The sequence below is a fragment of the Enterobacter sp. 237C8 genome, from assembly GCF_034106865.1.
In the GTDB taxonomy this organism is placed as follows: domain Bacteria; phylum Pseudomonadota; class Gammaproteobacteria; order Enterobacterales; family Enterobacteriaceae; genus Enterobacter; species Enterobacter asburiae_B.
On sequence record NZ_JAWNDF010000001.1, the window covers coordinates 276,813 to 303,722 of the forward strand.

A 26,910-nucleotide genomic window follows, 5' to 3' on the forward strand; every position below is an offset into this window, starting at 1 on the left:
GCCATCATGCTGACGTTTTTCATCAAACGCCCGCGCTTCGCGATGGTGATTGCGCTGGTCATCACCCTGGTGGGGGCCATTGCGCTGAGGATTATCCCGGTGGAGCAGTACCCGCAGATCGCGCCGCCGGTGGTGAATGTGTCTGCCAGCTGGCCGGGCGCCAGCTCGGCTGACGTGGCGGAGGCTATCGCCACGCCGCTGGAGACGCAGCTGAACGGCGTGGATCACATGCTCTACATGGAGTCCACCAGCTCGGACGAAGGCACGTATAGCCTGAACATCACCTTCGCGGCGGGCACCGATCCGGACCTCGCCGCCATCGACGTGCAAAACCGCGTCTCGCAGGCCGTGGCGCAGCTCCCGACCGAAGCGCAGCAAAACGGCGTGCAGGTGCGCAAGCGCGCCACCAACCTGATGATGGGGGTAAGTCTTTACTCACCGGACAACACCCATACGCCGCTGTTTGTGAGTAACTACGCCAGCACCCAGGTGCGCGAGGCGCTGTCGCGCCTGCCGGGCGTAGGGCAGGTGCAGATGTTTGGCGCGCGCGACTACAGCATGCGCATCTGGCTGCGTCCGGACCGCATGAACGCCCTGAACGTCACCACCGACGACGTGGCGCAGGCGCTGCGCGAACAGAACGTGCAGGGGGCGGCAGGCCAGGTCGGCACGCCGCCGGTGTTTAACGGCCAGCAGCAGACCCTGACCATCAACGGCCTGGGGCGCTTAAGCCAGGCCGAAGACTTTGCCGACATCATCATCCGCGCGGGCGAGATGGGCCAGCTGGTGCGTCTGAAGGACGTCGCCACCATCGAGCTCGGCTCGCGCAGCTACAGCTCCGGCGCGCAGCTGAACGGGCACGACTCCGCCTATCTCGGCATCTACCCGACGCCGTCCGCCAACGCCCTGCGCGTGGCCGACGCGGTGCGCGCGGAGCTGGATCGCCTCTCGACGCGCTTCCCGGACGACCTGGTCTACGAGGTGAAATTCGACACCACCTCCTTTGTGGCCGCCACCATTAAAGAGATCGGCGTCTCGCTGGCGCTGACGATGCTGGCGGTGGTGGTCGTGGTGTCCCTGTTCCTGCAAAGCTGGCGCGCGACGCTGATTGTCGCGCTCGCCATTCCGGTATCGCTGGTGGGCACCTTCGCGGTGCTCTACACGCTCGGCTACTCCGCCAACACGCTCAGCCTGTTCGCCATTATTCTGGCGCTGACCATGGTGGTGGATGACGCCATCGTAGTGGTGGAGAGCGTCGAAACGCTGATGGCGGAAGGGCAGAGCCGCACGGCGGCGACCGCGCTGGCGCTGCGCCAGATCGCCGGGCCGGTCATCGCCACGACGCTGGTGCTGCTGGCGGTGTTTGTGCCGGTAGCGCTCCTGCCGGGGATTGTCGGCGAGCTGTACCGCCAGTTTGCGGTGACGCTCTCCACCGCCGTCACGCTCTCAAGCCTCGTGGCGCTGACCCTGACGCCCGCCCTGTGCGCGATGCTCCTGCGTCCGCGCCCGGTGCAGCCCGCGGCGATTTTCCGTGGGTTCAACCGGGGGCTGGAGGCCACGCGTGGCGTCTACACCCGCATCGTGACTGTCTTCAACCTTCGCCCGTGGCTGGCGCTGCTGGCCACCGCAGGCGCGGCGGCCGTGGTGGCGTTCAGCTTTACGTCGATGCCAAAAGGCTTCCTGCCGCAGGAGGATCAGGGCTACTTCTTTGCCAGCGTTCAGCTGCCGGAGGCGGCCTCTCTGGAGCGCACCGAAGCGGTGATGACCACGGCACGCGAACTCATCGCAAAAAATCCGGCGGTGGAGGACGTGATTCAGGTCTCCGGATTTAACATTCTCAACGGCACCAGCGCCTCCAACGGCGGGTTTATCTCCATCATGCTGAAGGACTGGAGCGAGCGTCCACCGCTGGACGAGGTGATGGGTACCCTGCAGCGCCAGCTGCTGGCCCTGCCGGAAGCGACCATCATGACCTTTGCCCCGCCGACGCTGCCGGGGCTGGGCAACGCCTCCGGCTTCGACCTGCGCATCCAGGCGCAGGCGGGGCAGAGCCCGGCGGAGCTGGAGCGCGTGACTCGTGAGGTGCTGGCGAAAGCTAACCAGCATCCTCAGCTGAGCCGCGTGTTCACCACCTGGAGCAGCAACGTGCCGCAGCTGACGCTGACCGTTGACCGCGAGCGCGCGGCCCGACTCGACGTGCCGGTGTCGCGCATCTTCAGCAGCCTGCAAACCGCCTTTGGCGGCACGCGCGCCGGGGATTTCAGCGTCAACAACCGCGTCTACCACGTGGTGATGCAGAACGAGATGCAGTGGCGCGAGCGCGCCGGGCAAATCAGCGAGCTGTTCGTGCGCAGCAACAGCGGCGAGCGGGTGCGCCTGAGCAACCTCGTCACCATTACGCCGACCGTCGGCGCGCCGTTCCTGCAGCAGTACAACCAGTTCCCGTCCGTGTCGGTGAGCGGCTCGGCGGCCGCTGGGGTGAGCAGCAGCACCGCGATGGCGGCGATGGGCGAGCTTCTGGCGCAGAATCTGCCAGCGGGGTACGACTACGCCTGGAGCGGCATGTCGTATCAGGAGCAGCAGGCCGGTAACCAGGCGATGTGGATCGTGCTGGCGGCGGTGGTGATGGCGTGGCTGTTCCTCGTTGCCCAGTACGAGAGCTGGACGCTCCCGGCGAGCGTGATGCTCTCGGTGCTGTTCGCCATCGGCGGGGCGCTGGTCTGGCTGTGGCTGGCGGGCTATGCCAACGACGTGTACGTGCAGATAGGTCTGGTGCTATTGATAGCCCTCGCCGCCAAGAACGCAATTCTTATCGTGGAGTTCGCCCGCGCGCGGCGCATGGACGGGATGGCGATTGTCGATGCCGCGCTAGAAGGGGCATCGCGCCGCTTCCGCGCGGTGATGATGACCGCCGTGTCGTTCATTATCGGCGTATTGCCGATGATGCTGGCGACCGGGGCGGGTGCCCAGAGCCGCCGCATCATCGGCACCACGGTGTTCAGCGGCATGCTGGTGGCGACCGTGGTGGGGATTGTGTTTATCCCCGCGCTGTTCGTGCTGTTCCAGCGTCTGCGCGAGTGGGGCCACGGCCTTACGGACTCGTCGCCCACAGCTCGCAGTGCTTCTGAACCAGAGAAATCAGCGAGCCGCCGTCGGCGATAAACTCCCGCATGCGCTGCGCCTCGCTCTTGCCCTGCTTTAACAGCAGGGCAATTTCATTGATTGCGCTCGTCGCGCCAAGCTTCTCGGCCGACGGCGCAACCTGCTCCAGCAGCCACGCAATGTCTTCCGCCACGGTTTTGTGCTCGCCGGTATGCACGTCCGTCAGGATCCCTTCCAGCCCGTAGCGACAGGCCTGAAAACGGTTAAAGCGGTACAGCAGAAAATCTTTTTCCTGATGCTTATAGGGCCGCGCGGTCAGCAGCCAGTGCGACGTCGCCTGGATAAGCCCGGCGATGTTAATGGCGTGGCCGAGCGTCAGCGGCGTATCCATCACCCGCACCTCGACGGTGCCGAAGTGCGGGCTGGGGCGAATATCCCAGTGCAGGTCCTTAATGCTGTCGATCATGCTGGTCGAACTCAGGCGGCGGAACAGCCCCTCGAACTCCTGCCAGCTGTTGACCCACGGCATCTGGCCGTTATCCGGAAATCCCGAGAAGATGTTGAGCCGCGACGAGGAGAACTTCGTGTCCGTGCCCTGCATGTACGGCGAGGCCGCCGCCAGGGCGATAAAGTGCGGCACGAAGCGCGACAGGCCGTGCAGCAGGTAAATCGCGTCGTCCCCGGTCCGGCAGCCGACGTGCACGTGCTGGCCGAACACCGTCGCCTGCAAAATCAGGTAGCCAAAGCGCTCCAGCGTGACGTTATAGCGCTCGTCGTCGCACACCTCCTGCCGCTGCCACTTCTGGAACGGGTGCGTCCCGCCGCCGCAGATCTGGATATGCTGCTCCGCCGCCGCGCGCAGGATGCTCTGCTGCATCACCGAGAACTGCGCCGCCGCCTGGTCGATGTTCTGGCATACGCCGGTGGCGATTTCGAGCATGCTTTCGGTGATGTCGTGTTTGACCTCGCCGCCTTTGATGTCGTCTTTGACGGCGGCGATGAGCGCGGAGGAGTCCTGGCTCAGATCGTAGCCCGGCGGGTTAACCACCTGCAGTTCGAGTTCGATGCCGAGGGTGAAAGGTTCAGAGGACTTAAAATCGGGTAAAGGCATGGCGCACTCCGTTGTCTGTAGTGTGTTGAGTATAGACAACGACGTGGCGCTCACTTTTCAGGGTGGTATAACTGTTAGCAGGCTTAGCGAAAAGGGGAGTTAACCATGTCTGACAATCCAGTGATTGCGCTGATTGGGCCTGGCGCAATTGGTACCACCATCGCCGCGGTGCTGCATGACGTTGGCCGCACGCCGCTGCTGTGCGGGCGCACCGCGCACGCGGAATTACGCCTGCGCCACGACGAGGGTGAAACCGTGGTACCCGGTCCGGTATTAACCGATCCGGCCGTCATCAGGCAGCCAGTGGCTCTGGTTTTCATCGCAGTGAAAACTACCCAGAACGCCGACAGCGCCGGGTGGCTGCGCGCGCTGTGCGATGAAAACACCGTGGTCTGCGCCCTGCAAAACGGCGTGGAGCAAAAAGCCCAGCTTGAGCCGTGGGTTAACGGCGCGACGGTGCTGCCGTCGGTGGTCTGGTTCCCGGCCCAGCGCGAGCCGGATGCCTCCGTCTGGCTGCGCGCCAAACCGCGCCTGACCCTGCCGGACGTGCCGCAGGCGCAGCGGGTGGTGGAGGCGCTTCGCGGTACGCGCTGCGCGGTTGAGCTCTCGACAGATTTCGCCTCCGTCGCCTGGCGCAAGCTGCTGCAAAACGCGGTCGCCGGGCTGATGGTGCTTTCTAACCGCCGCGCCGGGATGTTCAGGCGCGAAGATATCAGCGAGCTTGCGCTGGCCTACCTGCGTGAGGGGCTTGCCGTTGCCCGCGCCGAAGGGGCGAAGCTGGATGATGACGTGGCGCAGGAGATCCTGGCGAACTTCCAGCGTGCGCCAGTAGATCTGGGCACGTCGATCCTGGCCGACCGCCAGGCCGATCGCCCGATGGAGTGGGATATCCGCAACGGCGTGATCCAGCGCTACGGCCGCAAGCACGGGATTGCGGTGCCCATCAGCGACGTGGTGGTGCCGCTGCTGGCGGCGGGGAGCGAGGGGCCGGGCTAACGGCCGCTGTTTTTCCGTTCGGCAAAGTAGTGGGCGGGCGTGCTGCCCATCGCTTTTCTGAACATGGTGATAAATGCATTCACCGATTCATACCCGAGCGTTGCCGCCACGTTCTGGACGGGCACGCCGCTGGCCAGCTCCCGCAGGGCAATAATCAAATGCAGCTGCTGACGCCATCGCCCGAAGCTCAGCCCGGTTTCGCGCTGCATCAGGCGGGCAAACGATCGCTCGCTGAGGGCGAGCCGTTTCGCCCAGTCCTTCAGCGTGCTTCTGTCATCAGGGCGGCTAACCAGCGCGTCCGCCATGGCGCGAATTTTCGGATCGGTTGAGACCGGCAGGCTTAGCTTCTGCTGCGGCATGCTGGCGAGCTCGTCCAGCGTGACCCGGGTCAATCTGGCGACGTGGCCGTCGGGGGGATAATCCACGCCTTCGCGCGTCAGACGATCGACCAGCTCCTTAATCAGCGGCGAGATCGCCAGCGTGCAGCATCTCTCCGGCAGTGCCGCCGCGCCGGGCTCAATAAACAGATAGTTAAGATGCGCGTTCCAGGTCGCCCTGGCGCTGTGCGGGATCCCGCCGGGGATCCAGACGGCGCAGTCCGGCGGCACGATCCAGATGTCATTTTCCGCGTAACAGCTGACCGCACCGTATCGGGCAATAATCAGCTGGCCCTTGCGGTGGGTATGCAGCGGCACTTCCGCGGCGTAGTCCACGAAGTCCAGATGACGCGCCACCGCCGGGCTGGCGGTAGAGTCGGGGTCATACAGCGTAGTAGCGGGTTGAGGCTTCACGATTCTGGCAACATTTAGGTATTTTTTGACAGAATAGAGTATTTAAGCGGGTCTGCAAGCCGGTAATAATCCCGGCATGAAAAACATTTTCTCTCATCCCGTGCGTCTCCCCGCCGCGCTGCGAAACGATGCGGGCGCGCTGATCTACTCTGCGAAGAGTTTTGCCGCGGCGATGCTGGCTTATTACATTGCGCTGTCGATCGGCCTCGAACGCCCCTCGTGGGCCATTATTACGGTTTACATCGTGTCGCAGACGTCGGTCGGCGCATCGCTGAGCAGAAGTCTCTACCGGCTGGCCGGTACCGTGGCGGGTGCCAGCGCGACCGTTGTGATTGTGCCTGCCTTCGCAAATACGCCAGTCCTGTGCAGCGTGGTGCTGACGGGCTGGATCGTATTCTGCCTGTGGCTCTCCCTGCTGGAACGCACGCCCCGGGCTTACGCGTTTGTGCTGGCAGGCTACACCGCGAGCCTGATTGGTTTTCCGGCGGTGTCCGATCCCGGCGGCATTTTTAACGTCGCCATCGTCCGCGTGCAGGAGATCGCGATTGGGATTATCTGCGCGGCGCTGATCCACCGCTACGTGCTGCCCGCGCGCGTATCGGGCCAGTTCAACGCTAAGCTATCCCAGACGCTACAGGCCGCGCGCGGGCGGGTGGCGGACACCCTATCAGGCAAACCCGATGCGGCTTCCGGCCCCCTGCATCTGGCTCTGGCGCTGCAGTTCCTGCAGGGCATCAGCCACCATATTCCGTATGATTTTGCCCTTTCAGCCCCGGTGCGACAGGCCAGAAAAGCGATCCACGACCGGCTGGCGCGGCTGGTTATCGTCAACTGTGAACTACACGATCGCCTGCCAGCGAGCGGAACCCTGCCCGCCAACGTGCAGGCGTTGATGCGCGACGTTCAGGCCTGGCTTACCGCTGAAGGCGCTGATGCCGGCAGTACGGCAGAGTCGCTGCGGCTCCGCTGTGCGCTTCTCATCGATCGGTATGCCGCGCAGGCGCAGACGTTTGACGACGCGCTGCAGGTCAGTTTTATCCGCTACCTCTCGGAGGCGATCGTGCTTCTGCAGCAGTGCGAACGTCTTTCCGGGGCCATCCACCGTGCAAAACCCGTGTTTGGTGAGGTGCAAACCCGCGCGGCGAAAGGCTACGTTTTCCACCGCGATCCCCTAACAGCCGCCCGCACGGCGCTGGGGGCTTTCGCTATCATCCTGAGCGGCTGTCTGGTCTGGATCTTCTCGGCGTGGCCGGATGGCGGTACGGCGGTTTCTATACTCGGCGTCTGCTGCACGCTGTTTGGCAGCTTCGACACCCCGGCGCCGCATATCGTGAAATACATCATTGGCTCATTCTGGGGCGTGGTCATTAGCCTGTTCTACAGCTTTGCGCTGCTGCCGCAGGTAAGCGATTTCCCGGTGCTGGTGGCGGTGCTTGCCCCGGCGTATCTGCTGGCCGGGTCGCTTCAGGCGCGCCCGCCCACCACGTTTATGGCGATGGGCATCACCCTGACGCTGCCCATTCTGTGCGAGCTGGGTGCGCACTACAGCGGAGACTTCGCCGTCGCGGCCAACACCGCCATCGCGCTCTTTGCCGCGACCGGCTTTGCCGTCGTCAGCATGAGCCTGCTGCAAACCGTGCAGGCGGACGGCGCCATCGCGCGTCTGCTGAACCTCTGCCAGCGCGACATTCGCCGCAGCGTGAAGGGCACGCTGCGGGTTGATGAAACGCACTGGATCAACCTGATGATGGACCGAACCGCCCTGTTGCTGCCGCGCCTGCCGCGCAGCGCGCGCGCGCCGGAGCAGGCGCTGGATCGACTGTTACACGCGCTGCGTCTGGGGCTGGCGGTCATGCATTTACGCCGCAGTGGCGCACCGCCCGGCAGGGAGGTTGACGCGCTTTTTCATCGGATAAACGCCGGGGACTGCAACGCCTTGCGCGAACGCATTGCCGCTATTATCGAGCGCCATCTGCCCGCGGCAGATGAACACGCGCGCCAGTTGGTCTTCAGGCTGGTGGATCTGCACTGTGCATTACGGGGGCCAGACCATGGTTAACGATCTCAATATCGGCGGGGTTTTTATTCCGGGGCTGCTGATGGTCGCCCTCGCGGCGCTGGTCTGCACGCTGGGCCTCGTCGCGCTTTTCTCGCTCAGCAGGCTCTACCGGCGCTTGCCGTTTCGCCCGCTGATGGATGTTTCAACCTGGATCGTCACCTTTTTCCTGCTGATGCAGGGTCTGACCGCGTTGGGGTTATTGTCATGAAATCACTGCTCTCTTTACTGGCTCGCTATGCGCTGACCTTAAGCGCGGCCGCGGCGGCCTCGCTTCTGGCCTTTATGATGTGGAAACACTACGCGCAAACGCCGTGGACCCGCGACGGCCGCGTGCGGGCGGACGTGGTGCAGATTGCGCCGGACGTCTCCGGGCCGGTCATCAGCGTGGCCGTGCGGGACAATCAGTGGGTGAACCAGGGCGATGTGCTTTACACCATCGATCCGCGCTGGCTTAAGCTGGCGGTGGTCAGCGCGCAGGCGGACGTCGAGTCGAAACGCCATGAGATGCTGATGCGCCAGGACGCGGCCCATCGCCGCACGCTGATTAAAAACGCCATCTCGAGCGAGGATTTACAGCAAACCGGCAGCGCGGCGAACGTCGCGGCGGCCAATTATCACGGCGCGCTGGCCGCGCTGGATCTGGCAGAGCTGAATCTGGCGCACGCCACCGTGCGCGCGCCGGTCTCGGGGTACGTCACGCACCTGCGGCTTCGCCCCGGAGACTACGCGACGGCGGGGGAGACGAAGGTCGCCATCGTTGATGCACACAGCTTCTGGGTGGTGGGGTACTTTGAGGAGACCAAGCTGCGCCATATTCGCGTCGGGGATGCCGCGCAGGTGGTGCTGATGGGTTACGAGCCTGTCATCACGGGCCATGTGGAGAGCATCGGGCATGGGATCGGGGACAGCAACGATGAGGCGGGCGGGCTGGGCCTGCCCGACGTCGAGCCCACCTTTAGCTGGGTGCGCCTGGCGCAGCGCGTGCCGGTGCGCATTCATATCGACAGGTTACCGGAGGGCGTTGAGCTGGTGGCAGGGCTGTCGGCGAGCGTGGCGGTGGGGCGGTAGATATGAGTATGAATATCTGTTTTGTGCCAAAAGCGGACGGTGACACCGTCCGCTCGGTTTTGATGACAGGAGGTGGATCAATATAACTCTGACTGATTAATCATCAAAATGGTGAAGCCACTCGTACTTTTTATCGAATAAACGTTCTTTTTACACGAACTGATATAATGAAATAGGGAATCCAAATTAAAGCTGTTATCACATTTCTAAAAATAGGTACAAGTTCATTATATCCAATCTCAGCGCCAGGAATTAACACGTAAAGCAGGTAGATATTTAATGACATCGTCGTTACGACTGATGTCAGAAACAAAATATAAAGCTTTGGTAGCGATTTTTTCTTTCTTATGAAAAATGAAAGAACTGTGACTGTAAATAAAAATTCGCCAATGTAAATGGCGAGGGAAATCATGAAGAATATTTTTTCATGTGTATTCAGATGCGAATAATTTTCTATCGTAAATTTAAATGCATCAGTCATTGCAAATAGATAGGAAGCAGCGGTGACCACTAAACCTATAAGGGGTAAGAAGAGAAAACCTCCAATTTTCCTGAAGTTTTTATCTTCACAGCTTTCGCAAAATTCTCTGTCCTGAGGTATTTCAACCCCGCACTTTATACATCCCCATTCCATAGATGGACCTTTGAAATATTTTATAATTAACAATAGATTAAACGAAATATGTTGCAAGCGCAACTGACCGATAAATAAGTGTGCTATACAGGTAATTTTTCGCGTAAATTTGTGTTAAGGGTGACTATTCGTAGTAAAGGTATTCATTTTTAAAGGCGGTTTCCAGGGAGCGCTCTTTGCTAATAGCGGTTTCTCAGACATTCCATCCCGACAGAACCCTTCCGGAAACGGATATTTAAAGTCAAGTGCTAACACTGAACGCCATAACGTTCTCTTTTGCATTTCACCCTAGCCCTTCAATATCCGCCCTAACCGCTTTCAGCGTCCTTTTACGGATCCAGCCGCTTCCCGCCCGTATTATCAGCCAGTAAGCCGACATTTTTAGCCGAGTGCGTCTGTCTGGACAATAGATGAATGTTTCCGTAGAGAGCTCATGTTTGCCAGGCGCCAGCTCCGTTACCTTGTAGCGCAGCAACAGTTTCGCGCTGCCCGGCTCGGCTGGGGTCTGAAAAGCACTGGCATCCGGCACGTTTTCCAGACCGAAATCGGTACGCCAGAATTGCCCTCTTAAGCCATAGCAGAGCTCAGATGCAGAGTTCTTCAAAAGGGTAAAACTGTGCAAACCAAAGTTGCCGATCGACTGTGGCTTCTGGTTGCGCAGAATTTTTTGCGGTATTTGACGCAATGACATTAACCGCCGAATCACGGCATCTTGCCGGACGTCAAAGCTGGCAATCATTGGCAGAATATTTTCAGGGCGGCTAGTGTGAATGACCGTCAGGTGTTTTTCATGAAACTGGAACTGGGGGAGAAAAGCGGGAACATCCTTCCACTGAGCAAGCGCTTTGCGGGTAACGAATCCTGGGTTAAGCATCTCTCTTCCTTGTCATCCCTTGCGTCCTGCCAGAGTAACAGATGGTGTGTTGCAGGCAATTACCAGGAAAAGAGAGGGCAACAGGGAAGTAAATGTAACGAGCCGGTTGGGTTAACGACGTTCGCTTCTTTGCGAATGGAGAAGCTCAGTGATTTCTTTGCGCTTTCTTGTTGCCCATTCAGGTTTGATAGAGAGCATTAAACTATATTGCCTTCTGAAATAAACCTCTCTAAATTCTCGTTCAGATGAATGGCTTGCTGCATAGGTTGAGGCCATCCCCGCCACGGCACTTTCCACAAACCAATACAGAATTTCATCGTCACTGAGCGTTACTTTTCGCTGTATCTCAAGGCCTCTTTCACTGACGATAAAATGATATTCTTTGCCATGAATTTCAAGATAGGGAGTTGCGGCCCCATCGGGTTGGTCAGGGATAAAGAAGTAATGTTTTGGCCTTGTGCCTCCCCCTAGTTGCTCACCTATTTTTAGAAGCTCGTTTCGTAGTTCTTCAATTGTTTTCATAAACAGCTCTTTGTTCTTGTATGTAAACGACGCATTATCGCGGATTGGGTACAAAGCGCCTGCTCTCGATCACTTCCCGACAAACGCACTCACCGGCAAACCAAAACGCTTCGCCAGCGCACGCATATGATCCAGCGTTAACGTTGGTACTGATCCATCAGCGTTCGCAATAACGCAACGCCTGACGGAATGCTGGCAACACGCGCGTTAAATTTTGCAAACACCGGAGACTTGTTTTCGTATTTATCGATTTTAGTGGTGAGCATCTTCACCAACGTCAGCGCATCCTCGTAATCATGCCGCGACGGGCGTGAGCCCAGGAAAGGGAGCGCGTTTGTCAGATCCTTTGCCGCTTTGATGGCTGCTGCATAATTCATTCTTTCGTTCTCCGGTAGAGGTCCGTGAGCTTGTCATATTCTGCGTGTGTGCTGATGTGTTTGATGAAAATCTTTCCTCGCTCAAAATCAGCAAAAAACATCACCGCTGCCCACATTAATGACCCACCATTTCACCCGGTATTTCATCCTGTCCAGGCTGGGGAATCGCTTTCGCATATCGTCCGGTGACGGGTAGTGTTCCTCTTTAGTACTCGGTAAAGATCGTCCAGGGCTTGTGCTTGATTAGGAAATTGTCTGGTAGTCGCGTCGAAAGGCGCTCTTGAGACTACGTGCATCCTTGCCCCGTGTTTCCATATTGGAAATATAATAGGTGATAGTTGGTGGGTTGATAATATGGAAACATTGATGGAGTACAGTTTTCAAATGCTCGTGCTGACGGCGGTCATTTAATGAGTGTGAACACTGTATGAGGTGACTGTGAAAAAAAGTTCGCTTTGTGCCAGAAGCGGAAGTTGGAGTGCCAGAGACTCTTTAATAGCGGAACGGTAGTTTTGCAAGGATGTTAATGCTGATATTAAGATGGTAATGGGGTACGCTCAATTTGCACCGGATCGTCTCAACGAAGCCATCCACTTGCCCCTCTTAACAACAAGGATTGAAAGACGTTATGGAAAATAAATACAAACTTGACCTTCACGAAATTCTTTGTTTGAAAACGTTTGGTGAATCTTTCGAGGCTTATCGCGTCGATGATTATGACAAGATGATCATTGAGTGGGCAGAAAGAGAGCTACTCTACGGCAAAAGTTCTGAATCATTGTTAATTTTAGCCTCCCTCAATTTAGATAAACGTCCTGATTCAGATGAAATTGAGCGCTACCTTTGTGCATATATGCTTGAACAAAACATCGTTATGCCCAACATTAACGCTAGTGCAATGACGTGGCTAAGGATCAAAGCTTGGTTTCTGATGCATGCCGAGACTTCTAAAGAATTAGAGTTACGGCTGCATCAAATCCCTGCGTTTCACTCATCTCCGGGTTCTCGTATCCTCAGCAACATATCCTGGCAGTTTTATCGCATATACGATGATCTCTATGATGATTGGGGGCCTGGCTACCCCTCTAGGGCCTCAGCGATGAGCGAAGCAGAAATTCTTGATTTTGTGAAATGCCGCGTGAAACCTTTCTATCGTGTTCTCTGTAGCTCTGATTGGGCCGGGGTTCTGGTCCGAGCAGTATAGGCAATCTCATAACTGCAAAGTGCCAGGCGCTGACGTTGTTATCCAGGTGCGTGTTATTCTTTCTGAAGCAGACCTTGGGAGGTTCGAATGCTTTATAGCTGCATGAATAATACAAAATGGAATGAGATCCGCGTCGCAATGGTTAGCATGGAATCACCTCCCTTATGGAAAGTCACTCTTCTCAATGGCTATGAATCCGCACTTGATGGCGAGTGGTTTTACCATTTCAGTGAAGGTGGCTATTTGGAAATACGGTATCTTGATATTTTTACCAACACGGTTGAACAGCATACCACGGTAGGTACTATTCTTCGTGCTATTCATCTCCCTGGAATGGAGACCTCAACCGGTTATAGGATTTGGGGATACGCAGATTCGGTCAGCGATGTAGGTTATCTTTCACTAGACAATATCGTTTAATGGCCAACAGGAATACTGTAATCTTTACGTAGAATTGGCCTCTACTCCTCGCTGTCTTATGCGTGGTTGAGGCGTTACCCTGAAAGCTATTAGATCAAATTCTATACAATCAGAGATCTTCCCGCAGTGGCAACAATTCTACAGGTAATTGTTCCTTATCAAACCCGTTAAACCAATACACTGAGCCTTGTGGCCCAACCATAGGCACTTCTCCCCATCCTTGATGAAACAACGCGCGACCCCAGTCCGGCTTGAGACGACCACGCCGTTTAAGGCGCTCACCATTACACAAACTTGCTCGTATTGAGGGAAAGTTAATAAAGAAACTTAACGGCATTTCCTCTTTGTGCGCACGTTGCAATTGCCTTGAAATCCAGTCCTGGTTACGTTTGCGAAGTTTTTGTTTCATTGGCTACAGCTTTGATTCGACTTACTTATCAATCAATGTCCTCACTGTAATCCGACACCATGCTTTTTACAATTATGCCCGTTTCTCGCTCTTAACAGACATTCAACGTTAGCGTAAGGTCGAAATCCTGCTTCTTACCTCGCAGAATTCCGGCCTTCAGTCACCAAACTCAGTGCGCCGTGATATACGGCTCCTTCACAAACTCCGCCAGCAACCAAACCATATCATGCAGCAGCCCGGTGAGTTCTTCCGCCACGTTTGCAGGCAACGTCCCGCCCATCACCGCCAGCGTTAACGCTACGGCATAATCCACCTGCAGCGTCGTCTCCTGCCAGCAGTCCGGTACACATGAGGTTATCTTTTCACCCGCAATCAACTGTTCAACCAGGTACGGCGGAAGTTCCGAGTCACAGCACTCCCGCAGTCGCTTAAGCGCAGCCAGCAATCTCTTACAGAGCGTGGCAAATGTCACCGCGTCGTCAGTTTCCACCAGCACGCAGACATACGCAGTGCAGGCATCGGCCAGTTCGAAGAGATCCGCAGAATCGGAAATTGAAGTGTTGATGAGGTGATGAACTGCGCTTTCCTCAGAAAGCGCGTAAGAAAATCCAGGGGTAGTCGCCATTTAGCATCCTCTTTGTCCAAAAAAACGTCATGTTATGCTAACGGGTTCCTACGCCCGGTTACGGATGTGCCGCAACGCAGGCACTTTACGGCGGCGAAAAAGGGAAGGAAAGGGATCACCCTGAATTACATAAGGTTTCTTGAAAGTTTGCGAGGCGGCTTCCAGAAGGGCATTGCCGGGAGGCGGCTACGCCTTACCCGGCCTGCAAAACCGTCAACCAACCCGCGACACGAACCGTAGGCCCGCGCAAGCGCAGCGCCGCCGGGCACAGTTTGAACCACGGTTACTCCTTCACGCAGACCTTTTCATTTTGAGCAATCCTTCTAATAACGCCTGCGTCGCGCGGGAGGATTTGCCAGCCTGCGAACAAACCAGCCCAAACTCCCGGCACAGCGAAGGCGTCACGGGCACGACGCACAGGCCGCGTAATTCACCCGGCAGGGCGGATTCAGGTATCAGTGCGACGCCCATGCCTTCGCGTACCAGCAGGCAGGCGCTGATCCAGTCGCGGACGGTCACACGCACGTCAGACAGCTGCAAGCCAGCCTGTTCCATCAGGCTTTTTCCATTGACGGCACAACCGCCCGTTGCGAGCACGAAGGGCTGGTCTGCCAGTTCCTCAAGGGTGATGCCGCGCGTACGTGCATAACGAGCCTGACGGTGACTGGCTGGCAACACCGCGACCCATGCATCCTGCCCTAAGATCGCTTCAGCGCGCCCGGGAACAGGGTTCATGACCACGCCCACATCAACCGTATCTGCCGCCAGCCACTCTTCGACCTCCTGGTCCGTACCTTCCAGTACGACCACCTCGATTTCAGGATGCAGGCGCTTAAAGTCGCGCAGCAGCCCGGGCAAAAACGTGGATGTCACCGAAGGAAAACTGGCAAGACGAATACGCCCGCCGCTCAGCCCCCGGCTCTCATCCGCCAGTGCACGGATGGCATCCAGCCGCGCCAGCATACTCCTTGCTTCTTTGACAACCCGCTCGCCCAGGGCAGTCACGCCGATGTGGCGTCGCTCTCGCGTGAATACCGCAAATCCTAATGAGGCCTCTAACTGAGCGATCGCCTGGCTGGCGCCCGACTGCGTCATACCGACCTCTTCAGCGGCACGGGAAATATTACTGGCATCGGCCACTGCAACCAGCAAGCGCCAGTGTAAAAGATTCATCATGGATATCAGTAGCTCAGCTAATAGCTATTTTATGAATCATTAATTTTACAGTGAGAATGGCTTTAAGCACAGTGTATGTAAATCACACAACCGCTTTAACGGAGAGATTATGAAACTCTATTACGCCCCGGACACCTGTTCACTCTCACCCCATATCGTGCTTCGCGAACTGGCGATTGAGTTTGAACTGGTTAAAGTGGACAACAGGAGCAAGATTACCGCTGACGGGCGCGACTTCCTGACCATCAATCCTAAAGGTTATGTCGCTGCGCTTGAACTGGATGACGGGAAAATCCTGACCGAGGGGCCAGCCATTTTGCAGTACCTGGCAGACCTCAAGCCAGAAAGTGGGCTGGCACCGCGAGCAGACAGCTGGGAGCGGGTGCGGCTTCAGGAATGGCTAAACTTTATCACCAGCGAAATACACGCGGGATCGGCACCTCTTTTCAACCGCGTGCTGCCCGAAGAGGCCAAATCGATTTTTCGTGAGAAGCTCTTCAGGCGGTTCGATTTTCTTCAGGAAACGCTCTCCGCAAGCGCTTATCTGACGGGAGCATCTTTCAGCGTGGCGGATGCCTATCTTTTCACCGTGCTGGGATGGTGCACGTTCTTCTCAATTGAACTTAACGACTGGCCCGCGCTACTGGCGTACAGGGAAAAAATCAGTGCCCGGCCCGCGGTGCAGGCCGCATTACGTGCGGAGGCGAAAGTCTAGGTCTGCGTATTCCGGCGCAGGTATTCATGCCTGAAGCAGGAGGCGAGTGAGGATGTGGAGCCAGGATGCGTTAGCATACTGTCACTCTGCATCTGATTGCCTGGCGCTTTTCACGGCATCCTGCTTCCCCGGATTGCACTGCTGTTTTGTTCCTGGAAGATAAAATTTTCCCGACGCGTCCGGATTTGTTCCGCCCGGACAACCCGCACGGCCCGGAGCTGAGACGGTGCCATTCGAACCGTTTCCTCCATCAGAACCGTTTCCGCCATCCCCACCATTACCGCCATCGGCAGCATTTACAGCGAATGCGCCGAGTATAAGCAAAAATGCAATAACTCGTGTAGTCATCAAAACCTCCATTGTTCAGGGTATTTCAAGGCATCTTGCCAGCCTGGATTCAGCATCTCTCTTCCTTGTCATCCCTTGAGTGCAGCCAGAGTAACAGAGGGTTTGCGGCAGACAATTACCAGGAAAACGTAGTACCTAAGCGTGCATCAACATGACCTTTACCGTTCTAAGCACGACAGAGGCTGGCATTGCCGGGTGGCGTCTGCGCCTTACCCGGCCTACAAAAACCAAAACCCCTCTATTGCCGTCACCCCTCGCTCATCATCATCAAAAACCGCTTCACCGTCCGCGAGCGTTCAAAGCGCCGCCAGCAGAGCGCGATATCGGTATAAAGCTCCGGCGAGCTCAGCGCGTGATAGGTGACATTCGGTGGTGAAATGGCCGCCATGGATTTCGGCACCAGCGCGAACCCGCCGCCCGCGGAAACCATGCTCAAGGAGGAGGAAAGCTGCGACGACTGCAGCGCGTGCTGCACGTCAATTCCGGCCCGCTCGCAGCAGCCGTGAACCCGTTCGTACAGCCCCGGCGCGACCTCCTGCGGAAACAGCACCACCGGCGTATCCCGAAGCTGCTCTAACGCCAGCGAATCGCACGCCGCCAGCGGATGATCGCGATGCAGCGCCACCACCATCGGCTCCCGGTCGAGGATTTTTAACTCGAAGGCCTTGCTGCTCTCGCACGGCAGGCGCACGAAGGCGATATCCAGTTCACCCTCCGCCAGCATCGTCGTCAGCGACGACATATTGGCTTCCACCTGGTGAACCTGCACCGCCATGTTCTGCACCTGAAACTGGCGGATCAGCGCGAAAATTTTGGGATGAAAAGCGTCGGAGCTGGTGATGCCAATCGACAGGTTGCCGTTCAGCCCGCGCGCGATGCCGCGGGCTTTTTCCAGCGCGGCATCGCTCAGCGCCAGAATTTTGCAGGCGTCCTCGTAGAAGGCTTCTCCCGCCTCGGTCAGCTCCACGCCCCGCGTCAGGCGTCTGAACAGCGGCGTGCCCACTTCCTCTTCGAGCCGTTTGATCTGCTGACTCAGAGGAGGCTGTGAAATACCCAGCGCTTCGGCCGCCCTGGTGAAGTGTCGCTCGCGTGCAACCGCGACAAAATACCGCAGATAACGAAGTTCCATATCTAAAACGTCTCAAACCAGCATGGTTTCTATATTGGAACTCTCTGCTGAATCGGGTCAACATTTATTTAACCTTTCTAAATAAAGTTGAAGAGGACGAGCACGATGATGCATTCATCTGCCTGCGACTGTGAGGCCAGCCTGTGCGAGACCCTGCGGGGGTTCTCCGCCCAGCATCCTGACAGCGTGATCTATCAGACATCGCTAATGAGCGCCCTGCTAAGCGGCGTGTACGAAGGAGAGACCACCATCGCCGATTTGCTGGCACACGGTGATTTTGGTCTGGGCACCTTCAACGAGCTGGACGGTGAAATGATTGCCTTCAGCAGCCAGGTGTACCAGCTGCGCGCCGACGGCAGCGCCCGGGCCGCGAAGCCAGAACAGAAAACGCCGTTCGCGGTGATGACCTGGTTCCAGCCGCAGTACCGCAAAACCTTCGATGCGCCGGTCAGCCGTCAGCAGATCCACGACGTCATCGACCAGCAGATCCCCTCCGACAACCTGTTCTGCGCGCTGCGCATTGACGGCAACTTCCGCCACGCCCATACCCGCACGGTACCGCGCCAGAAGCCGCCGTACCGCGCGATGACCGACGTGCTGGACGACCAGCCGGTGTTCCGCTTTAACCAGCGCGAAGGGGTGCTGGTCGGGTTCCGCACGCCGCAGCACATGCAGGGCATCAACGTGGCGGGCTATCACGAGCATTTCATCACCGACGACCGTCAGGGCGGGGGCCATCTGCTCGACTATCAGCTGGAGAGCGGCGTGCTCACCTTCGGTGAAATTCACAAGCTGATGATTGACCTGCCCGCCGACAGCGCGTTCTTACAGGCCAACCTTCACCCCAGCAATCTTGATGCAGCGATCCGTTCCGTCGAAAACTAACAGGAGAACTACCGTGAACAGTGAGAAACAGTCACGTCAGTGGGCGCACGGCGCCGATATGGTTGTCGGCCAGCTGGAAGCGCAGGGCGTGAAGCAGGTGTTCGGGATCCCGGGTGCGAAAATCGACAAGGTCTTTGACTCCCTGCTGGACTCCTCCATCGAGATCATCCCGGTACGCCACGAGGCCAACGCGGCGTTTATGGCGGCGGCGGTCGGGCGGCTGACCGGCAAGGCCGGGGTGGCGCTGGTCACCTCCGGGCCGGGCTGTTCTAACCTGATCACCGGCATCGCCACCGCCAACAGCGAAGGCGACCCGGTAGTAGCGTTGGGCGGGGCGGTGAAGCGGGCGGATAAAGCCAAGCTGGTGCACCAGAGTATGGACACCGTCGCCATGTTCAGCCCTGTCACTAAATACGCCGTGGAGGTCAGCTCGCCGGACGCGATTGCCGAGGTGGTATCGAATGCGTTTCGCGCCGCCGAGCACGGCAGGCCGGGGGGCGCATTCGTCAGCCTGCCGCAGGATATCGTCGACCAGCCCGCGACGGGGGCGATTTTACCCGCCAGCGGCCCCGCGCTGATGGGCCCGGCACCGGAGTCGGCGATTAACGACGTGGCGAAGCTTATCGAAAACGCCAAAAATCCGGTCATTTTACTCGGCCTGATGGCCAGCCAGCCCGCGAACAGCGCCGCGCTGCGTAAGCTGCTGGAGAAAAGCCGCATTCCGGTCACCAGCACCTATCAGGCCGCCGGGGCGGTAAACCAGGAGCACTTCACCCGCTTTGCCGGACGCGTCGGCCTGTTCAATAACCAGGCGGGCGACCGGCTGCTGCATCTGGCGGACCTGATTATCTGCATCGGCTACAGCCCGGTGGAGTACGAGCCGTCCATGTGGAACAGCGGCGACGCGACGCTGGTGCACATCGACGTGCTGCCCGCTTATGAAGAGCGTAACTACGTGCCGGATCTGGAGCTGGTGGGGGATATCGCCGAAACGCTGAACCTGCTCGCTAACCGGATCGATCGTAAGCTCGAGCTGAGCCAGCGGGCCTCCGAAATTCTGGTCGATCGCCAGCATCAGCGCGATCTGCTCGACCGCCGCGGCGCCTCGCTCAACCAGTTTGCCCTGCACCCGCTGCGCATCGTGCGCGCCATGCAGGACATTGTGAACAACGACGTGACGCTCACCGTCGACATGGGCAGCTTCCACATCTGGATCGCCCGCTATCTCTACAGCTTCCGGGCGCGTCAGGTGATGATCTCCAACGGTCAGCAGACCATGGGCGTTGCCCTGCCGTGGGCGATTGGCGCGTGGCTGGTGAACCCGGGCCGCAAGGTGGTTTCAGTCTCCGGCGACGGCGGCTTCCTGCAGTCGAGCATGGAGCTGGAAACCGCGGTGCGCCTCAACGCCAACGTGCTGCACATCATCTGGGTGGATAACGCCTACAACATGGTGGCGATTCAGGAAGAGAAAAAATACCAGCGCCTTTCCGGCGTCGAGTTCGGCCCGGTCGATTTCAAAGCGTATGCCGACGCCTTCGGCGCGAAAGGCTTTGCCGTGGAGAGCGCCGAGGCGCTTGAGCCGACGCTGCGTGCGGCGATGGATGTGGATGGCCCGGCCGTGGTGGCCATTCCCGTCGACTACAGCGATAACCCGCTGCTGATGGGTCAGCTCCATCTCAGCCAGATTTTGTGACTCAATATAAGGACAGAGAAATGCAAAAAGTTGCTCTCGTAACAGGCTCAGGCCAGGGGATTGGTAAAGCGATCGCGCTTCGCCTGGTGAAAGACGGCTTTGCCGTCGCCATCGCCGACTATAACGTCGAGACGGCAAGAGCCGTCGCCGATGAAATCATCCGTAACGGCGGCAACGCCGTCGCCGTGAAGGTCGATGTCTCTGACCGCGAACAGGTATTTGCAGCGGTGGAGAAAGCGCGCACCGCGCTGGGCGGCTTTAACGTGATCGTGAATAACGCCGGGATTGCGCCGTCTACCCCCATCGAATCCATCACGCCGGACATTGTCGACAAGGTCTACAACATCAACGTGAAAGGGGTGATCTGGGGGATCCAGGCCGCGATTGACGCCTTTCGCAAAGAGGGGCACGGCGGCAAGATCATCAACGCCTGCTCCCAGGCGGGCCACACCGGCAACCCTGAACTGGCGGTCTACAGTTCCAGCAAGTTCGCGGTGCGGGGCTTAACCCAGACCGCGGCACGGGATCTCGCGCCGCTGGGGATCACCGTTAACGCCTACTGCCCGGGCATCGTCAAAACGCCGATGTGGGCGGAAATCGACCGTCAGGTCTCCGAGGCGGCGGGTAAACCGCTCGGCTACGGGACCGAAACCTTTGCCAAACGCATTACGCTTGGCCGCCTGTCCGAGCCGGAAGATGTCGCCGCCTGCGTTTCATACCTGGCAGGCCCGGATTCCGACTACATGACCGGTCAGTCGCTCTTAATCGATGGAGGGATGGTGTTCAACTAAATACTAATATACCCGTCATACTTCAAGTTGCCTGTGCGTTGGCTTTCCTCGCTCACCCCAGTCACGTACTGATGTACGCTCCCGGGGATTCGCTGCGTCGCCGCCTTCATGCAACTCGAATTATTTAGGGTAAAAGCTCTGACATGAGTTTTCCCCTGCACCCGTGCAGGGGCTTTTTTTTGTCTCCTCCGTCATTGTGCATTACACTGCGCGCTGCAAAACTTTAGTCATTACGATCTGACAGGCGGTAACAGCGATGAACGGTACAATCACAACGTGGTTTAAAGATAAAGGCTTTGGATTTATCAAAGATGAAAACGGCGACAACCGCTATTTTCATGTGATTAAGGTCGCGAACCCCGATCTGATTAAGAAAGATGCCGCGGTGACCTTTGAGCCAACCACCAACAACAAAGGCCTTTCCGCCTACGCGGTGAAGGTGATCCCCGAAAGCAAACATCTCTTTATTGCCGGCGAGCGCGTGAAGCTCTCCTCCATCAAATCCTTCGTGGTGTTTAACGAAGAAGAGCCGGTTGATGCCAAAATCGACAAAGAGAACGCGGTGCTGTCGGTGGGGCTGCTGATGAACAGCATCAAGCCGAAATCCGAGAAAAAGCCGGGCGAAATGCGCACGGTGAAGAAGCTGGCGATCACCACCTTCCAGAACACGACGCTGATCTTCACCGAAGATGAGATCGACATCGACGCCACGGTGAAGCTGCTGAAGTGATTTTTTTTGCCGGGTGGCGGCGACGCCTTACCCGGCCTGGAAAACCCGCGCGGCGCTCGCCGCCACGCGACTTACCCCATCCTGTGCTCGCCCCGTAACATCGCCTCACGGTCAAACACCCTCTGGATCTCCCCGTGCGCCATAAACGCCGCCCGGTCGGACATATGGGCAATCACTCCCGCGTCGTGGCTCACCAGCAGGTAGGTCATGCCGTGCTCGGCCTTCAGGCGGTTGAGCAGGTTCAAAATTTCCGCCTGCACGGACATATCCAGCGCCGAAGTCGGCTCGTCCAGCAGCAGAAGCTGCGGGCGCAGCAGCAGCGCGCGGGCAATGGCCACGCGCTGACGCTGCCCGCCGGAAAGCTGGTGCGGATAACGCCTGCCCGCGTCGGCGGAAAGCCCCACCTGCTGCAGCGCATCCGCCACCTTTTCGGCAATCCGCGTTTCGCCGTGGATGTTTAACGGCTCCGACAGGGTGCGCGCAACGGTGTGGTTTGGATGCAGAGACGCCCACGGATCCTGAAACACCATTTGCACGTTGCGGCGAAGCTCGCCTTCAAAACGCCGTCCTGGCCGTAGCGCGTCTCCCAGGATCGAAATGCGCCCGTTCCACTCGCGCTGCAGCCCCGCCAGCACGCGCAGAATAGTTGATTTCCCGCAGCCGGATTCGCCTATCAGGCTGAAGGTTTCGCCTTTTTCAATGGCAAAGCTGGCGGCGGACACCGCCGTTTTCTCCCCGAATCTCACCTGGAGATCCTTAACCTCAACGAGCGCCATTATCGGCCTCCTTCCACGGCTGCGTGCGGTCCAGCGTCGGCAGCATCTGGCCGAACGTTTGCGCATTGGGTCGGCAGGTCCACAGGGTTCGCGTATACGGGTGCGTCGCCTGCGGAAGTCGGCTTGCCGCCATCTCATCGACCTTCTCGCCCTGATACATCACCAGCACGCGGTCACAGTGCTCCGCCACCAGCGGCAGATCGTGGCTGATTAACAGCATCGCCATCTGGCGTTCTTCGCTCTGCTGCACCAGCAGTTCGAGGATCTGGTTGCGCAGGCGGGCGTCCAGCGCGGAGGTGGGTTCGTCGGCAATCAGCACCTGCGGGTTGTTGATCAGCGCAATGGCGATCATCACCCGCTGGCCCATGCCGCCGGAGAGTTCGCCGGGGTAGCGAGTGAGGACGTGTTCGTTGAGCCCGACGGCGCGGATGATGTCGTGAATGCGCCCCAGGCGCTCGGCGCGGGGCAGGCGCTGGTGCAGGGTCAGCGCTTCATCGAGCTGAGCGGCGACGTTTTTCGCCGGATTCAGCGCGTAGCGCGGGTCCTGCAGGACCATCGCAATCCCGTTGCCGCGCAGCGCCTGCCAGCGGCGGGTGCTCAGGGTCAGCAGGTCGTTGCCGAGCACGTTAAGCCGGTTCGCGCTCACGATGCCGGGCTTACGCACCAGCCCCATCAGGGCGCGGGCGGACATTGATTTGCCCGAGCCGGATTCCCCCACCAGCGCCAGCCGCTCGTTGCCCAGCGTGAAGCTCAGGTTATTGACCACGCGCGCGGCGGGGTAGTCGATATTTAGCGCATCGACGATGACGCGTTGTTCAGTCATGCTGTGGCTCCAGTACGTCGCGCAGGCCGTCGCCCAGCAGGTTAAAGGCCAGGCTGGCAAACAAAATCGCTCCGCCCGGAATGGCGGCAATCCACCACTGGTCGAAAATAACCTGCATGCCGTCGGCGATCATCGCGCCCCATTCGGCCATCGGCGGACGCGCGCCAAGGCCGAGGAAGCCCAGACCGGCGGCCGCCAGAATAATCCCCGCCAGATCCAGCGCCAGCCGCACAATCGCGGACGGCAGGCACAGGGGCAGAATATGGCCGACCAGCAGGCGCGGGCCGCGAATGCCCATCATCTCGGCGGCGGCCAGATAATCGCTGTGGCGCAGACGCTGAATTTCACTCCGCGACTGACGCGCGTAGGCCGGCCAGGTGGTTAAGGCCAGCGCCAGCGCGCCGTTGACCAGCCCCGGGCCAAGCATCGCCACAAACGCGAAGGCGAGGATCAGGCGCGGCATCGACATCACCACGTCGGTAAAACGCATCAGGATGCGCTCCAGCCAGCCGCCGTAGTAGCCGGACAAAATCCCCACCAGCAGCCCGGCGGGCAGGGTGATCACGGTGACTAACGCCACCAGCCCGAGCGCCGGACGGGTGCCGTAAATCAGGCGCGAAAGCAGGTCGCGCCCGTAGCTGTCGGTGCCCAGCCAGTGCTGGCTGTTCGGTGCCTGCAGGCGCGCGGCGGCGTTCTGCCAGTTCGGGTCAAGCGGCGCGAGCCACGGCGCGAACAGGGCGATAGCTACCAGCAGCGCGATGGCAGCCAGCCCGCAAAACGCGGCAGGGGAGCGGCGCAGGCGGCGTAAGAAAAGATAAAACGGCATCAGCGCACCCTGGGATCGGTCGCCCGCACGAGCAGGTCGGTAAGGTTATTGATCAGTACAAAGCAGACGCCAATCAGCAGCGTGCCGCCCATGACGGCGGTGGTGTCTCCGGCGAACAGGGCGGTGGTGAGGTAGCGCCCGATCCCCGGCCAGGAGAAGACGGTTTCGGTCAGTACCGCGCCTTCCAGCATGCTGGTGTAGGCGAGGGCGATCACCGTCAGCAGGGTGCCGCGAATGTTCGGCAGCACGTGGCGCAGCAGGATGGCCATCTCCCCGGCGCCCTTGGCGCGGGCAAGCAGGATGTACTCTTTGTTCATTTCGCTCAGGCAGGCGGAACGCGTCAGGCGCGTGATGCTCGCCAGCGAGTAATAGGCCAGCAGCAGCACCGGCAGCACCAGGTGGCTGAGGGCGTTGCGGAACGCCTCGCGATCGCCGGAAAGCCAGGTATCCACCAGCGCAAAGCCGGTACGCGGCTCGACGGTGAACTGCCAGATATCATCCAGCCTGCCGGGACCCGCGCTCCACTGCAGCTTCGCGTAGAACAGGGCCAGCATCAGCAGGCCGAGCCAGAAAATCGGTACCGAGTTGCCGAGCAGGGTGAGCGTTCTGATGGCTAAATCGAGCGGCGAACCGGCGTAGCGGGCGCACAGCACCCCGGCAATCACGCCGAGCACGGCGCCGATGATTAACGCCAAAGTCGCCAGCTCGAGCGTGGCGGGAAACGCGTGCAGCAGATCCTGCAGCACCGGCTGCCCGGTGGCGCTGGCGGTGCCTATATCCCCGTGGGCAAGGTTTTGCAGGTAGTGCCAGAACTGCACGGGCAGAGGCCGATCCAGCCCAAGCTGGTGGCGAACCTGATCGTAGGTTGACTGGCTGGCGTGATCGCCAACGATCTGCAGCACGCGATCGACCGGTGAAAACGCCGAGAGCGCAAACGTGACGAGCAGCAGCCCGAGGAGCGTGAGCAGCAGGGTCAGCAGACCCTGGAGCACGCGGGTGGAAAGATGTGGCATGGGTAAATCGTTATCCTGAAAATATGCACGGACGACCCCCTCTCCCTGTGGGAGAGGGCGGGGGTGAGGGGGAACAGGCGGCTCTGTTGCACGATGTTGCCCTCACCCCAACCCTCTCCCACGGGAGAGGGAGAAGGAGAAGGGCTACTTCGTGACGCGATCGTACCAGACCATATCCGCGTTCAGCCCCTGCTGATACCCCTTCACGTTATCGCGCACCACGATCTGGGTTTTCCCCTGATCGACGAACACGTACGGCGAATTCTGCTGCAGCTGTTCCTGCATCTTTTTGTAGAGACCTAGACGCTTCGCCGGATCCGGCTCGGCTACCGCCGCCAGCGTGGCTTTGTTCAGCTCGGGAATTTTCCAGCCGTTAAGCCCGGCCACGGTGCTGGATTTGCCGTCGTTCCACGCGAAGGCGCTGGCGTTTGAGTGCGCGTCGAAGTAGTCCGGGATCCACAGACGAATCGCCGCCTGATGCTGCTTTGCGCGCACGCGGGCATAGACCTGGCTCCCGGCGGCAGGCAGCAAATCGACCTTCACGCCGCCCTGAGCAAAGCTCGCCTGCATCGACTGGGCGATGGTGATAAACGGCGGCTTGTTCTCCACGTCCAGCGTGAAGTGCGCGTCTTTAATGCCCGCTTTGGCGAGAATGGCTTTCGCTTTTGCCGGGTCAAATTTAAACGGGTTGTCTTCCAGCGCGCCCGGCAGGCCGACCGGCAGGAAGCTCTGATGAACAAAGTACTGGCCTTTCAGCAGATTTTTGGTGATGCCTTCATAATCGACCAGCCAGCGCGAGGCTTCCCAGAACGCCGGGTTGTTCAGCAGCGGGTTGGCGCTGTTGCCGGTGTTAAACACCAGGTAATTTTGCTCGGCGGACGGAATGCTCAGCACCTTCACGCCCGGCTTGCCGTCCAGGGCGCTTATCTGATCTGCACCGAGATCGCGCGCCACGTCCGCATCACCCTGCTGGATCAGCAGGCGGCGTGAAGCCGGATCGGGGACGTTTTTAATGATGATGCTTTTGAGCTTCGGCGCGCCGCCGGGCGCTGATTCGTTAGCTTCCAGCACGATAGCCTGATGCGGCTGATAGACGCGCATTTTGAACGCGCCGCTGCCCGCCGAGTGCATTTTCAGCCACGCGTTACCGAAGTCGTTATCCTTCACGTTCGCCGCGACCTGCTTTTCATCGACGATGGAGGCAATCGGCGTGGAGAGAATATTCAGCGCCACCGACGGGCTAACGTCCGCCGTCCAGTGAAGCTGGAGGGTATGGTCGTCCACCTTTTTCAGCTGGCTGGCGATGTTGCTCGCGTCCCAGCCCAGCACGTTGAGGATAAAGGCCGGGGATTTGTTCAGCGTCACGGCGCGGGTGTAAGAGAAAATCACGTCTTCCGGGCGCAGCGGGTTGCCGGAGGCGAATTTGGCATCGGGCTTGAGCTTAATCGTCAGGGTTTTGGCTGCCGCGTCCGCTTCCCAGCTGTCTGCCAGAATCGGGGTGATTTTTTCCGGGTTATCGCGGTCCGGCTGTACCAGACGCTGATACAGGCTCGGCACGGTCTGGATGCTGGAAAGCTCGTTGGCTTCGGCCGGGTCGAGGCTCACGATGTCATCCAGCCCCTGGGCAACAACCAGCGTGGTGGGCGGAGTAGCGGCGTGGACAGCGCCTGAGAGCGCAGCCAGCACCAGTAACGGCAACAGTTTTTTCGTCATAGCGATCCCTGAGAAGAATATATTGTGATTGTTTTATGCTCCGCTACGTTAGGGCGACTCTGACATTCCGCAAAGTCGAAATTCAGCTTTGCTTATGCCT

The 26,910-nt window shown here is 58.9% G+C and carries 27 protein-coding genes and 2 pseudogenes; 12 read left to right on the plus strand and 17 right to left on the minus strand.

All coding sequences use genetic code 11. The features are described from left to right. Positions 1-6: 6 nt before the first annotated feature. Positions 7-3,162 carry an efflux RND transporter permease subunit gene (locus USF70_RS01340; protein WP_320735192.1) on the plus strand — a complete coding sequence of 1,052 codons (3,156 nt, stop codon included), beginning with the start codon at positions 7-9 and terminating at the stop codon, positions 3,160-3,162. On the opposite strand, the gene USF70_RS01345 is transcribed toward USF70_RS01340, so the two are convergent. After that, a complete protein-coding gene (locus USF70_RS01345) occupies positions 3,092-4,213 on the minus strand; it encodes a YbdK family carboxylate-amine ligase (RefSeq protein ID WP_029741715.1) in 1,122 nt (373 codons plus the stop codon). The genes USF70_RS01340 and USF70_RS01345 overlap by 71 nt on opposite strands. A 105-nt stretch (positions 4,214-4,318) precedes the next feature. On the opposite strand from USF70_RS01345, the gene USF70_RS01350 reads away from it, so the two are divergent. Beyond that, positions 4,319-5,209 (plus strand): oxidoreductase, encoded by an 891-nt coding sequence (locus USF70_RS01350; RefSeq protein WP_064673599.1) that lies wholly within the window; start codon positions 4,319-4,321, stop codon positions 5,207-5,209. On the opposite strand, the gene USF70_RS01355 is transcribed toward USF70_RS01350, so the two are convergent. Then, positions 5,206-6,000: a helix-turn-helix transcriptional regulator gene (locus USF70_RS01355; RefSeq protein ID WP_320735193.1), complete on the minus strand. Its 795-nt coding sequence runs from the start codon at positions 5,998-6,000 to the stop codon at positions 5,206-5,208. The two genes, USF70_RS01350 and USF70_RS01355, sit on opposite strands and share 4 nt — an antisense overlap. Positions 6,001-6,076: 76 nt before the next feature. Here USF70_RS01355 and USF70_RS01360 point away from each other — a divergent pair, with 76 nt between their 5' ends. The 3 genes from USF70_RS01360 to USF70_RS01370 are packed head-to-tail and all read left to right on the plus strand — an operon-like array spanning position 6,077 to position 9,127. After that, complete coding sequence (locus USF70_RS01360) at positions 6,077-8,059, plus strand: FUSC family protein (protein ID WP_320735194.1); 1,983 nt, start codon at positions 6,077-6,079, stop codon at positions 8,057-8,059. Further along, positions 8,052-8,267 (plus strand): DUF1656 domain-containing protein, encoded by a 216-nt coding sequence (locus USF70_RS01365; protein ID WP_033144858.1) that lies wholly within the window; start codon positions 8,052-8,054, stop codon positions 8,265-8,267. The genes USF70_RS01360 and USF70_RS01365 overlap by 8 nt, the downstream gene beginning before the upstream one ends. Then, on the plus strand, positions 8,264-9,127 hold the full coding sequence (locus tag USF70_RS01370) for an HlyD family secretion protein (RefSeq protein WP_087822144.1): 864 nt from the start codon (positions 8,264-8,266) through the stop codon (positions 9,125-9,127). The genes USF70_RS01365 and USF70_RS01370 overlap by 4 nt, the downstream gene beginning before the upstream one ends. A 130-nt stretch (positions 9,128-9,257) precedes the next feature. On the opposite strand, the gene USF70_RS01375 is transcribed toward USF70_RS01370, so the two are convergent. From USF70_RS01375 to USF70_RS01395, 5 genes and pseudogenes are all read right to left on the minus strand, one after another. Continuing rightward, positions 9,258-9,761 carry a DUF2569 domain-containing protein gene (locus USF70_RS01375; RefSeq protein ID WP_320735195.1) on the minus strand — a complete coding sequence of 168 codons (504 nt, stop codon included), beginning with the start codon at positions 9,759-9,761 and terminating at the stop codon, positions 9,258-9,260. A 283-nt stretch (positions 9,762-10,044) separates the two neighbouring features. Continuing rightward, the gene (locus USF70_RS01380) at positions 10,045-10,635 is read right to left on the minus strand and encodes a hypothetical protein (RefSeq protein WP_320735196.1); all 591 of its coding nucleotides are present in this window, start codon (positions 10,633-10,635) and stop codon (positions 10,045-10,047) included. Positions 10,636-10,746: 111 nt separating this feature from the next. Further along, a complete protein-coding gene (locus tag USF70_RS01385; protein ID WP_320735197.1) occupies positions 10,747-11,157 on the minus strand; it encodes an Imm63 family immunity protein in 411 nt (136 codons plus the stop codon). 69 nt (positions 11,158-11,226) lie between these two features. Beyond that, positions 11,227-11,534: pseudogene (locus USF70_RS01390) on the minus strand (transcriptional regulator). Further along, positions 11,531-11,830 (minus strand): annotated as a pseudogene (locus tag USF70_RS01395) (type II toxin-antitoxin system HigB family toxin). The pseudogenes USF70_RS01390 and USF70_RS01395 overlap by 4 nt, the downstream one beginning before the upstream one ends. Positions 11,831-12,162: 332 nt before the next feature. Between USF70_RS01395 and USF70_RS01400 the strand changes: the two are divergent. Beyond that, the gene (locus USF70_RS01400; protein WP_320735198.1) at positions 12,163-12,738 is read left to right on the plus strand and encodes a hypothetical protein; all 576 of its coding nucleotides are present in this window, start codon (positions 12,163-12,165) and stop codon (positions 12,736-12,738) included. Between the two features lie 87 nt (positions 12,739-12,825). Further along, positions 12,826-13,158 carry a DUF6678 family protein gene (locus tag USF70_RS01405; protein WP_320735199.1) on the plus strand — a complete coding sequence of 111 codons (333 nt, stop codon included), beginning with the start codon at positions 12,826-12,828 and terminating at the stop codon, positions 13,156-13,158. 109 nt (positions 13,159-13,267) lie between these two features. Here the strand turns inward: USF70_RS01405 and USF70_RS01410 are convergent, their stop codons facing one another. The 3 genes from USF70_RS01410 to USF70_RS01420 form a co-directional block, all read right to left on the minus strand. Continuing rightward, positions 13,268-13,567 (minus strand): hypothetical protein, encoded by a 300-nt coding sequence (locus USF70_RS01410; RefSeq protein WP_320735200.1) that lies wholly within the window; start codon positions 13,565-13,567, stop codon positions 13,268-13,270. 169 nt (positions 13,568-13,736) lie between these two features. After that, complete coding sequence (locus USF70_RS01415; RefSeq protein WP_320735201.1) at positions 13,737-14,192, minus strand: hypothetical protein; 456 nt, start codon at positions 14,190-14,192, stop codon at positions 13,737-13,739. Positions 14,193-14,483: 291 nt separating this feature from the next. After that, positions 14,484-15,368, minus strand: a complete 885-nt coding sequence (locus tag USF70_RS01420) for a LysR family transcriptional regulator (RefSeq protein WP_320735202.1) — start codon at positions 15,366-15,368, stop codon at positions 14,484-14,486. A gap of 109 nt (positions 15,369-15,477) precedes the next feature. Between USF70_RS01420 and gstA the strand changes: the two genes are divergently transcribed. Then, entirely contained in the window at positions 15,478-16,083 is a 606-nt protein-coding gene (gene gstA / locus USF70_RS01425) for a glutathione transferase GstA (RefSeq protein WP_320735203.1), read from the plus strand. 81 nt (positions 16,084-16,164) lie between these two features. On the opposite strand, the gene USF70_RS01430 is transcribed toward gstA, so the two are convergent. Next, entirely contained in the window at positions 16,165-16,431 is a 267-nt protein-coding gene (locus USF70_RS01430; RefSeq protein ID WP_075203944.1) for a hypothetical protein, read from the minus strand. Between the two features lie 247 nt (positions 16,432-16,678). Continuing rightward, positions 16,679-17,560: a LysR family transcriptional regulator gene (locus USF70_RS01435; protein ID WP_038417608.1), complete on the minus strand. Its 882-nt coding sequence runs from the start codon at positions 17,558-17,560 to the stop codon at positions 16,679-16,681. Between the two features lie 105 nt (positions 17,561-17,665). On the opposite strand from USF70_RS01435, the gene budA reads away from it, so the two are divergent. From budA to USF70_RS01455, 4 genes are all read left to right on the plus strand, one after another. Continuing rightward, positions 17,666-18,445: an acetolactate decarboxylase gene (gene budA / locus USF70_RS01440; protein WP_023310680.1), complete on the plus strand. Its 780-nt coding sequence runs from the start codon at positions 17,666-17,668 to the stop codon at positions 18,443-18,445. Next, positions 18,417-20,138, plus strand: a complete 1,722-nt coding sequence (gene alsS, locus USF70_RS01445) for an acetolactate synthase AlsS (RefSeq protein WP_198922085.1) — start codon at positions 18,417-18,419, stop codon at positions 20,136-20,138. The genes budA and alsS overlap by 29 nt, the downstream gene beginning before the upstream one ends. Before the next feature lie 20 nt (positions 20,139-20,158). After that, positions 20,159-20,929, plus strand: a complete 771-nt coding sequence (locus tag USF70_RS01450; RefSeq protein ID WP_024906954.1) for a (S)-acetoin forming diacetyl reductase — start codon at positions 20,159-20,161, stop codon at positions 20,927-20,929. A 256-nt stretch (positions 20,930-21,185) separates the two neighbouring features. Continuing rightward, positions 21,186-21,659 carry a cold shock domain-containing protein gene (locus USF70_RS01455; RefSeq protein ID WP_320735204.1) on the plus strand — a complete coding sequence of 158 codons (474 nt, stop codon included), beginning with the start codon at positions 21,186-21,188 and terminating at the stop codon, positions 21,657-21,659. Positions 21,660-21,730: 71 nt separating this feature from the next. On the opposite strand, the gene USF70_RS01460 is transcribed toward USF70_RS01455, so the two are convergent. The 5 genes from USF70_RS01460 to USF70_RS01480 form a co-directional block, all read right to left on the minus strand. After that, on the minus strand, positions 21,731-22,435 hold the full coding sequence (locus USF70_RS01460) for an ABC transporter ATP-binding protein (RefSeq protein ID WP_320735205.1): 705 nt from the start codon (positions 22,433-22,435) through the stop codon (positions 21,731-21,733). Continuing rightward, entirely contained in the window at positions 22,422-23,258 is an 837-nt protein-coding gene (locus USF70_RS01465; RefSeq protein WP_033144873.1) for an ABC transporter ATP-binding protein, read from the minus strand. The genes USF70_RS01460 and USF70_RS01465 overlap by 14 nt, the downstream gene beginning before the upstream one ends. Next, positions 23,251-24,084: an ABC transporter permease gene (locus tag USF70_RS01470; protein WP_320735206.1), complete on the minus strand. Its 834-nt coding sequence runs from the start codon at positions 24,082-24,084 to the stop codon at positions 23,251-23,253. Before USF70_RS01470 ends, USF70_RS01465 begins: the two co-directional genes overlap by 8 nt. Further along, a complete protein-coding gene (locus tag USF70_RS01475; RefSeq protein WP_320735207.1) occupies positions 24,084-25,097 on the minus strand; it encodes an ABC transporter permease in 1,014 nt (337 codons plus the stop codon). The genes USF70_RS01470 and USF70_RS01475 overlap by 1 nt, the downstream gene beginning before the upstream one ends. A 144-nt stretch (positions 25,098-25,241) precedes the next feature. Further along, positions 25,242-26,810 carry an ABC transporter substrate-binding protein gene (locus USF70_RS01480; RefSeq protein ID WP_320709056.1) on the minus strand — a complete coding sequence of 523 codons (1,569 nt, stop codon included), beginning with the start codon at positions 26,808-26,810 and terminating at the stop codon, positions 25,242-25,244. Positions 26,811-26,910 lie beyond the last annotated feature (100 nt).

Bases quoted from the DNA above. Each gene is read 5' to 3' on its own strand.
- USF70_RS01340 (WP_320735192.1), top strand. From the start codon at position 7: ATGCTGACGTTTTTCATCAAACGCCCGCGCTTCGCGATGGTGATTGCG.
- USF70_RS01345 (WP_029741715.1), bottom strand. From the start codon at position 4,213: ATGCCTTTACCCGATTTTAAGTCCTCTGAACCTTTCACCCTCGGCATC.
- USF70_RS01350 (WP_064673599.1), top strand. From the start codon at position 4,319: ATGTCTGACAATCCAGTGATTGCGCTGATTGGGCCTGGCGCAATTGGT.
- USF70_RS01360 (WP_320735194.1), top strand. From the start codon at position 6,077: ATGAAAAACATTTTCTCTCATCCCGTGCGTCTCCCCGCCGCGCTGCGA.
- USF70_RS01365 (WP_033144858.1), top strand. From the start codon at position 8,052: ATGGTTAACGATCTCAATATCGGCGGGGTTTTTATTCCGGGGCTGCTG.
- USF70_RS01370 (WP_087822144.1), top strand. From the start codon at position 8,264: ATGAAATCACTGCTCTCTTTACTGGCTCGCTATGCGCTGACCTTAAGC.
- USF70_RS01375 (WP_320735195.1), bottom strand. From the start codon at position 9,761: ATGGAATGGGGATGTATAAAGTGCGGGGTTGAAATACCTCAGGACAGA.
- USF70_RS01380 (WP_320735196.1), bottom strand. From the start codon at position 10,635: ATGCTTAACCCAGGATTCGTTACCCGCAAAGCGCTTGCTCAGTGGAAG.
- USF70_RS01385 (WP_320735197.1), bottom strand. From the start codon at position 11,157: ATGAAAACAATTGAAGAACTACGAAACGAGCTTCTAAAAATAGGTGAG.
- USF70_RS01400 (WP_320735198.1), top strand. From the start codon at position 12,163: ATGGAAAATAAATACAAACTTGACCTTCACGAAATTCTTTGTTTGAAA.
- USF70_RS01405 (WP_320735199.1), top strand. From the start codon at position 12,826: ATGCTTTATAGCTGCATGAATAATACAAAATGGAATGAGATCCGCGTC.
- USF70_RS01410 (WP_320735200.1), bottom strand. From the start codon at position 13,567: ATGAAACAAAAACTTCGCAAACGTAACCAGGACTGGATTTCAAGGCAA.
- USF70_RS01415 (WP_320735201.1), bottom strand. From the start codon at position 14,192: ATGGCGACTACCCCTGGATTTTCTTACGCGCTTTCTGAGGAAAGCGCA.
- USF70_RS01420 (WP_320735202.1), bottom strand. From the start codon at position 15,368: ATGATGAATCTTTTACACTGGCGCTTGCTGGTTGCAGTGGCCGATGCC.
- gstA (WP_320735203.1), top strand. From the start codon at position 15,478: ATGAAACTCTATTACGCCCCGGACACCTGTTCACTCTCACCCCATATC.
- USF70_RS01430 (WP_075203944.1), bottom strand. From the start codon at position 16,431: ATGACTACACGAGTTATTGCATTTTTGCTTATACTCGGCGCATTCGCT.
- USF70_RS01435 (WP_038417608.1), bottom strand. From the start codon at position 17,560: ATGGAACTTCGTTATCTGCGGTATTTTGTCGCGGTTGCACGCGAGCGA.
- budA (WP_023310680.1), top strand. From the start codon at position 17,666: ATGATGCATTCATCTGCCTGCGACTGTGAGGCCAGCCTGTGCGAGACC.
- alsS (WP_198922085.1), top strand. From the start codon at position 18,417: ATGCAGCGATCCGTTCCGTCGAAAACTAACAGGAGAACTACCGTGAAC.
- USF70_RS01450 (WP_024906954.1), top strand. From the start codon at position 20,159: ATGCAAAAAGTTGCTCTCGTAACAGGCTCAGGCCAGGGGATTGGTAAA.
- USF70_RS01455 (WP_320735204.1), top strand. From the start codon at position 21,186: ATGAACGGTACAATCACAACGTGGTTTAAAGATAAAGGCTTTGGATTT.
- USF70_RS01460 (WP_320735205.1), bottom strand. From the start codon at position 22,435: ATGGCGCTCGTTGAGGTTAAGGATCTCCAGGTGAGATTCGGGGAGAAA.
- USF70_RS01465 (WP_033144873.1), bottom strand. From the start codon at position 23,258: ATGACTGAACAACGCGTCATCGTCGATGCGCTAAATATCGACTACCCC.
- USF70_RS01470 (WP_320735206.1), bottom strand. From the start codon at position 24,084: ATGCCGTTTTATCTTTTCTTACGCCGCCTGCGCCGCTCCCCTGCCGCG.
- USF70_RS01475 (WP_320735207.1), bottom strand. From the start codon at position 25,097: ATGCCACATCTTTCCACCCGCGTGCTCCAGGGTCTGCTGACCCTGCTG.
- USF70_RS01480 (WP_320709056.1), bottom strand. From the start codon at position 26,810: ATGACGAAAAAACTGTTGCCGTTACTGGTGCTGGCTGCGCTCTCAGGC.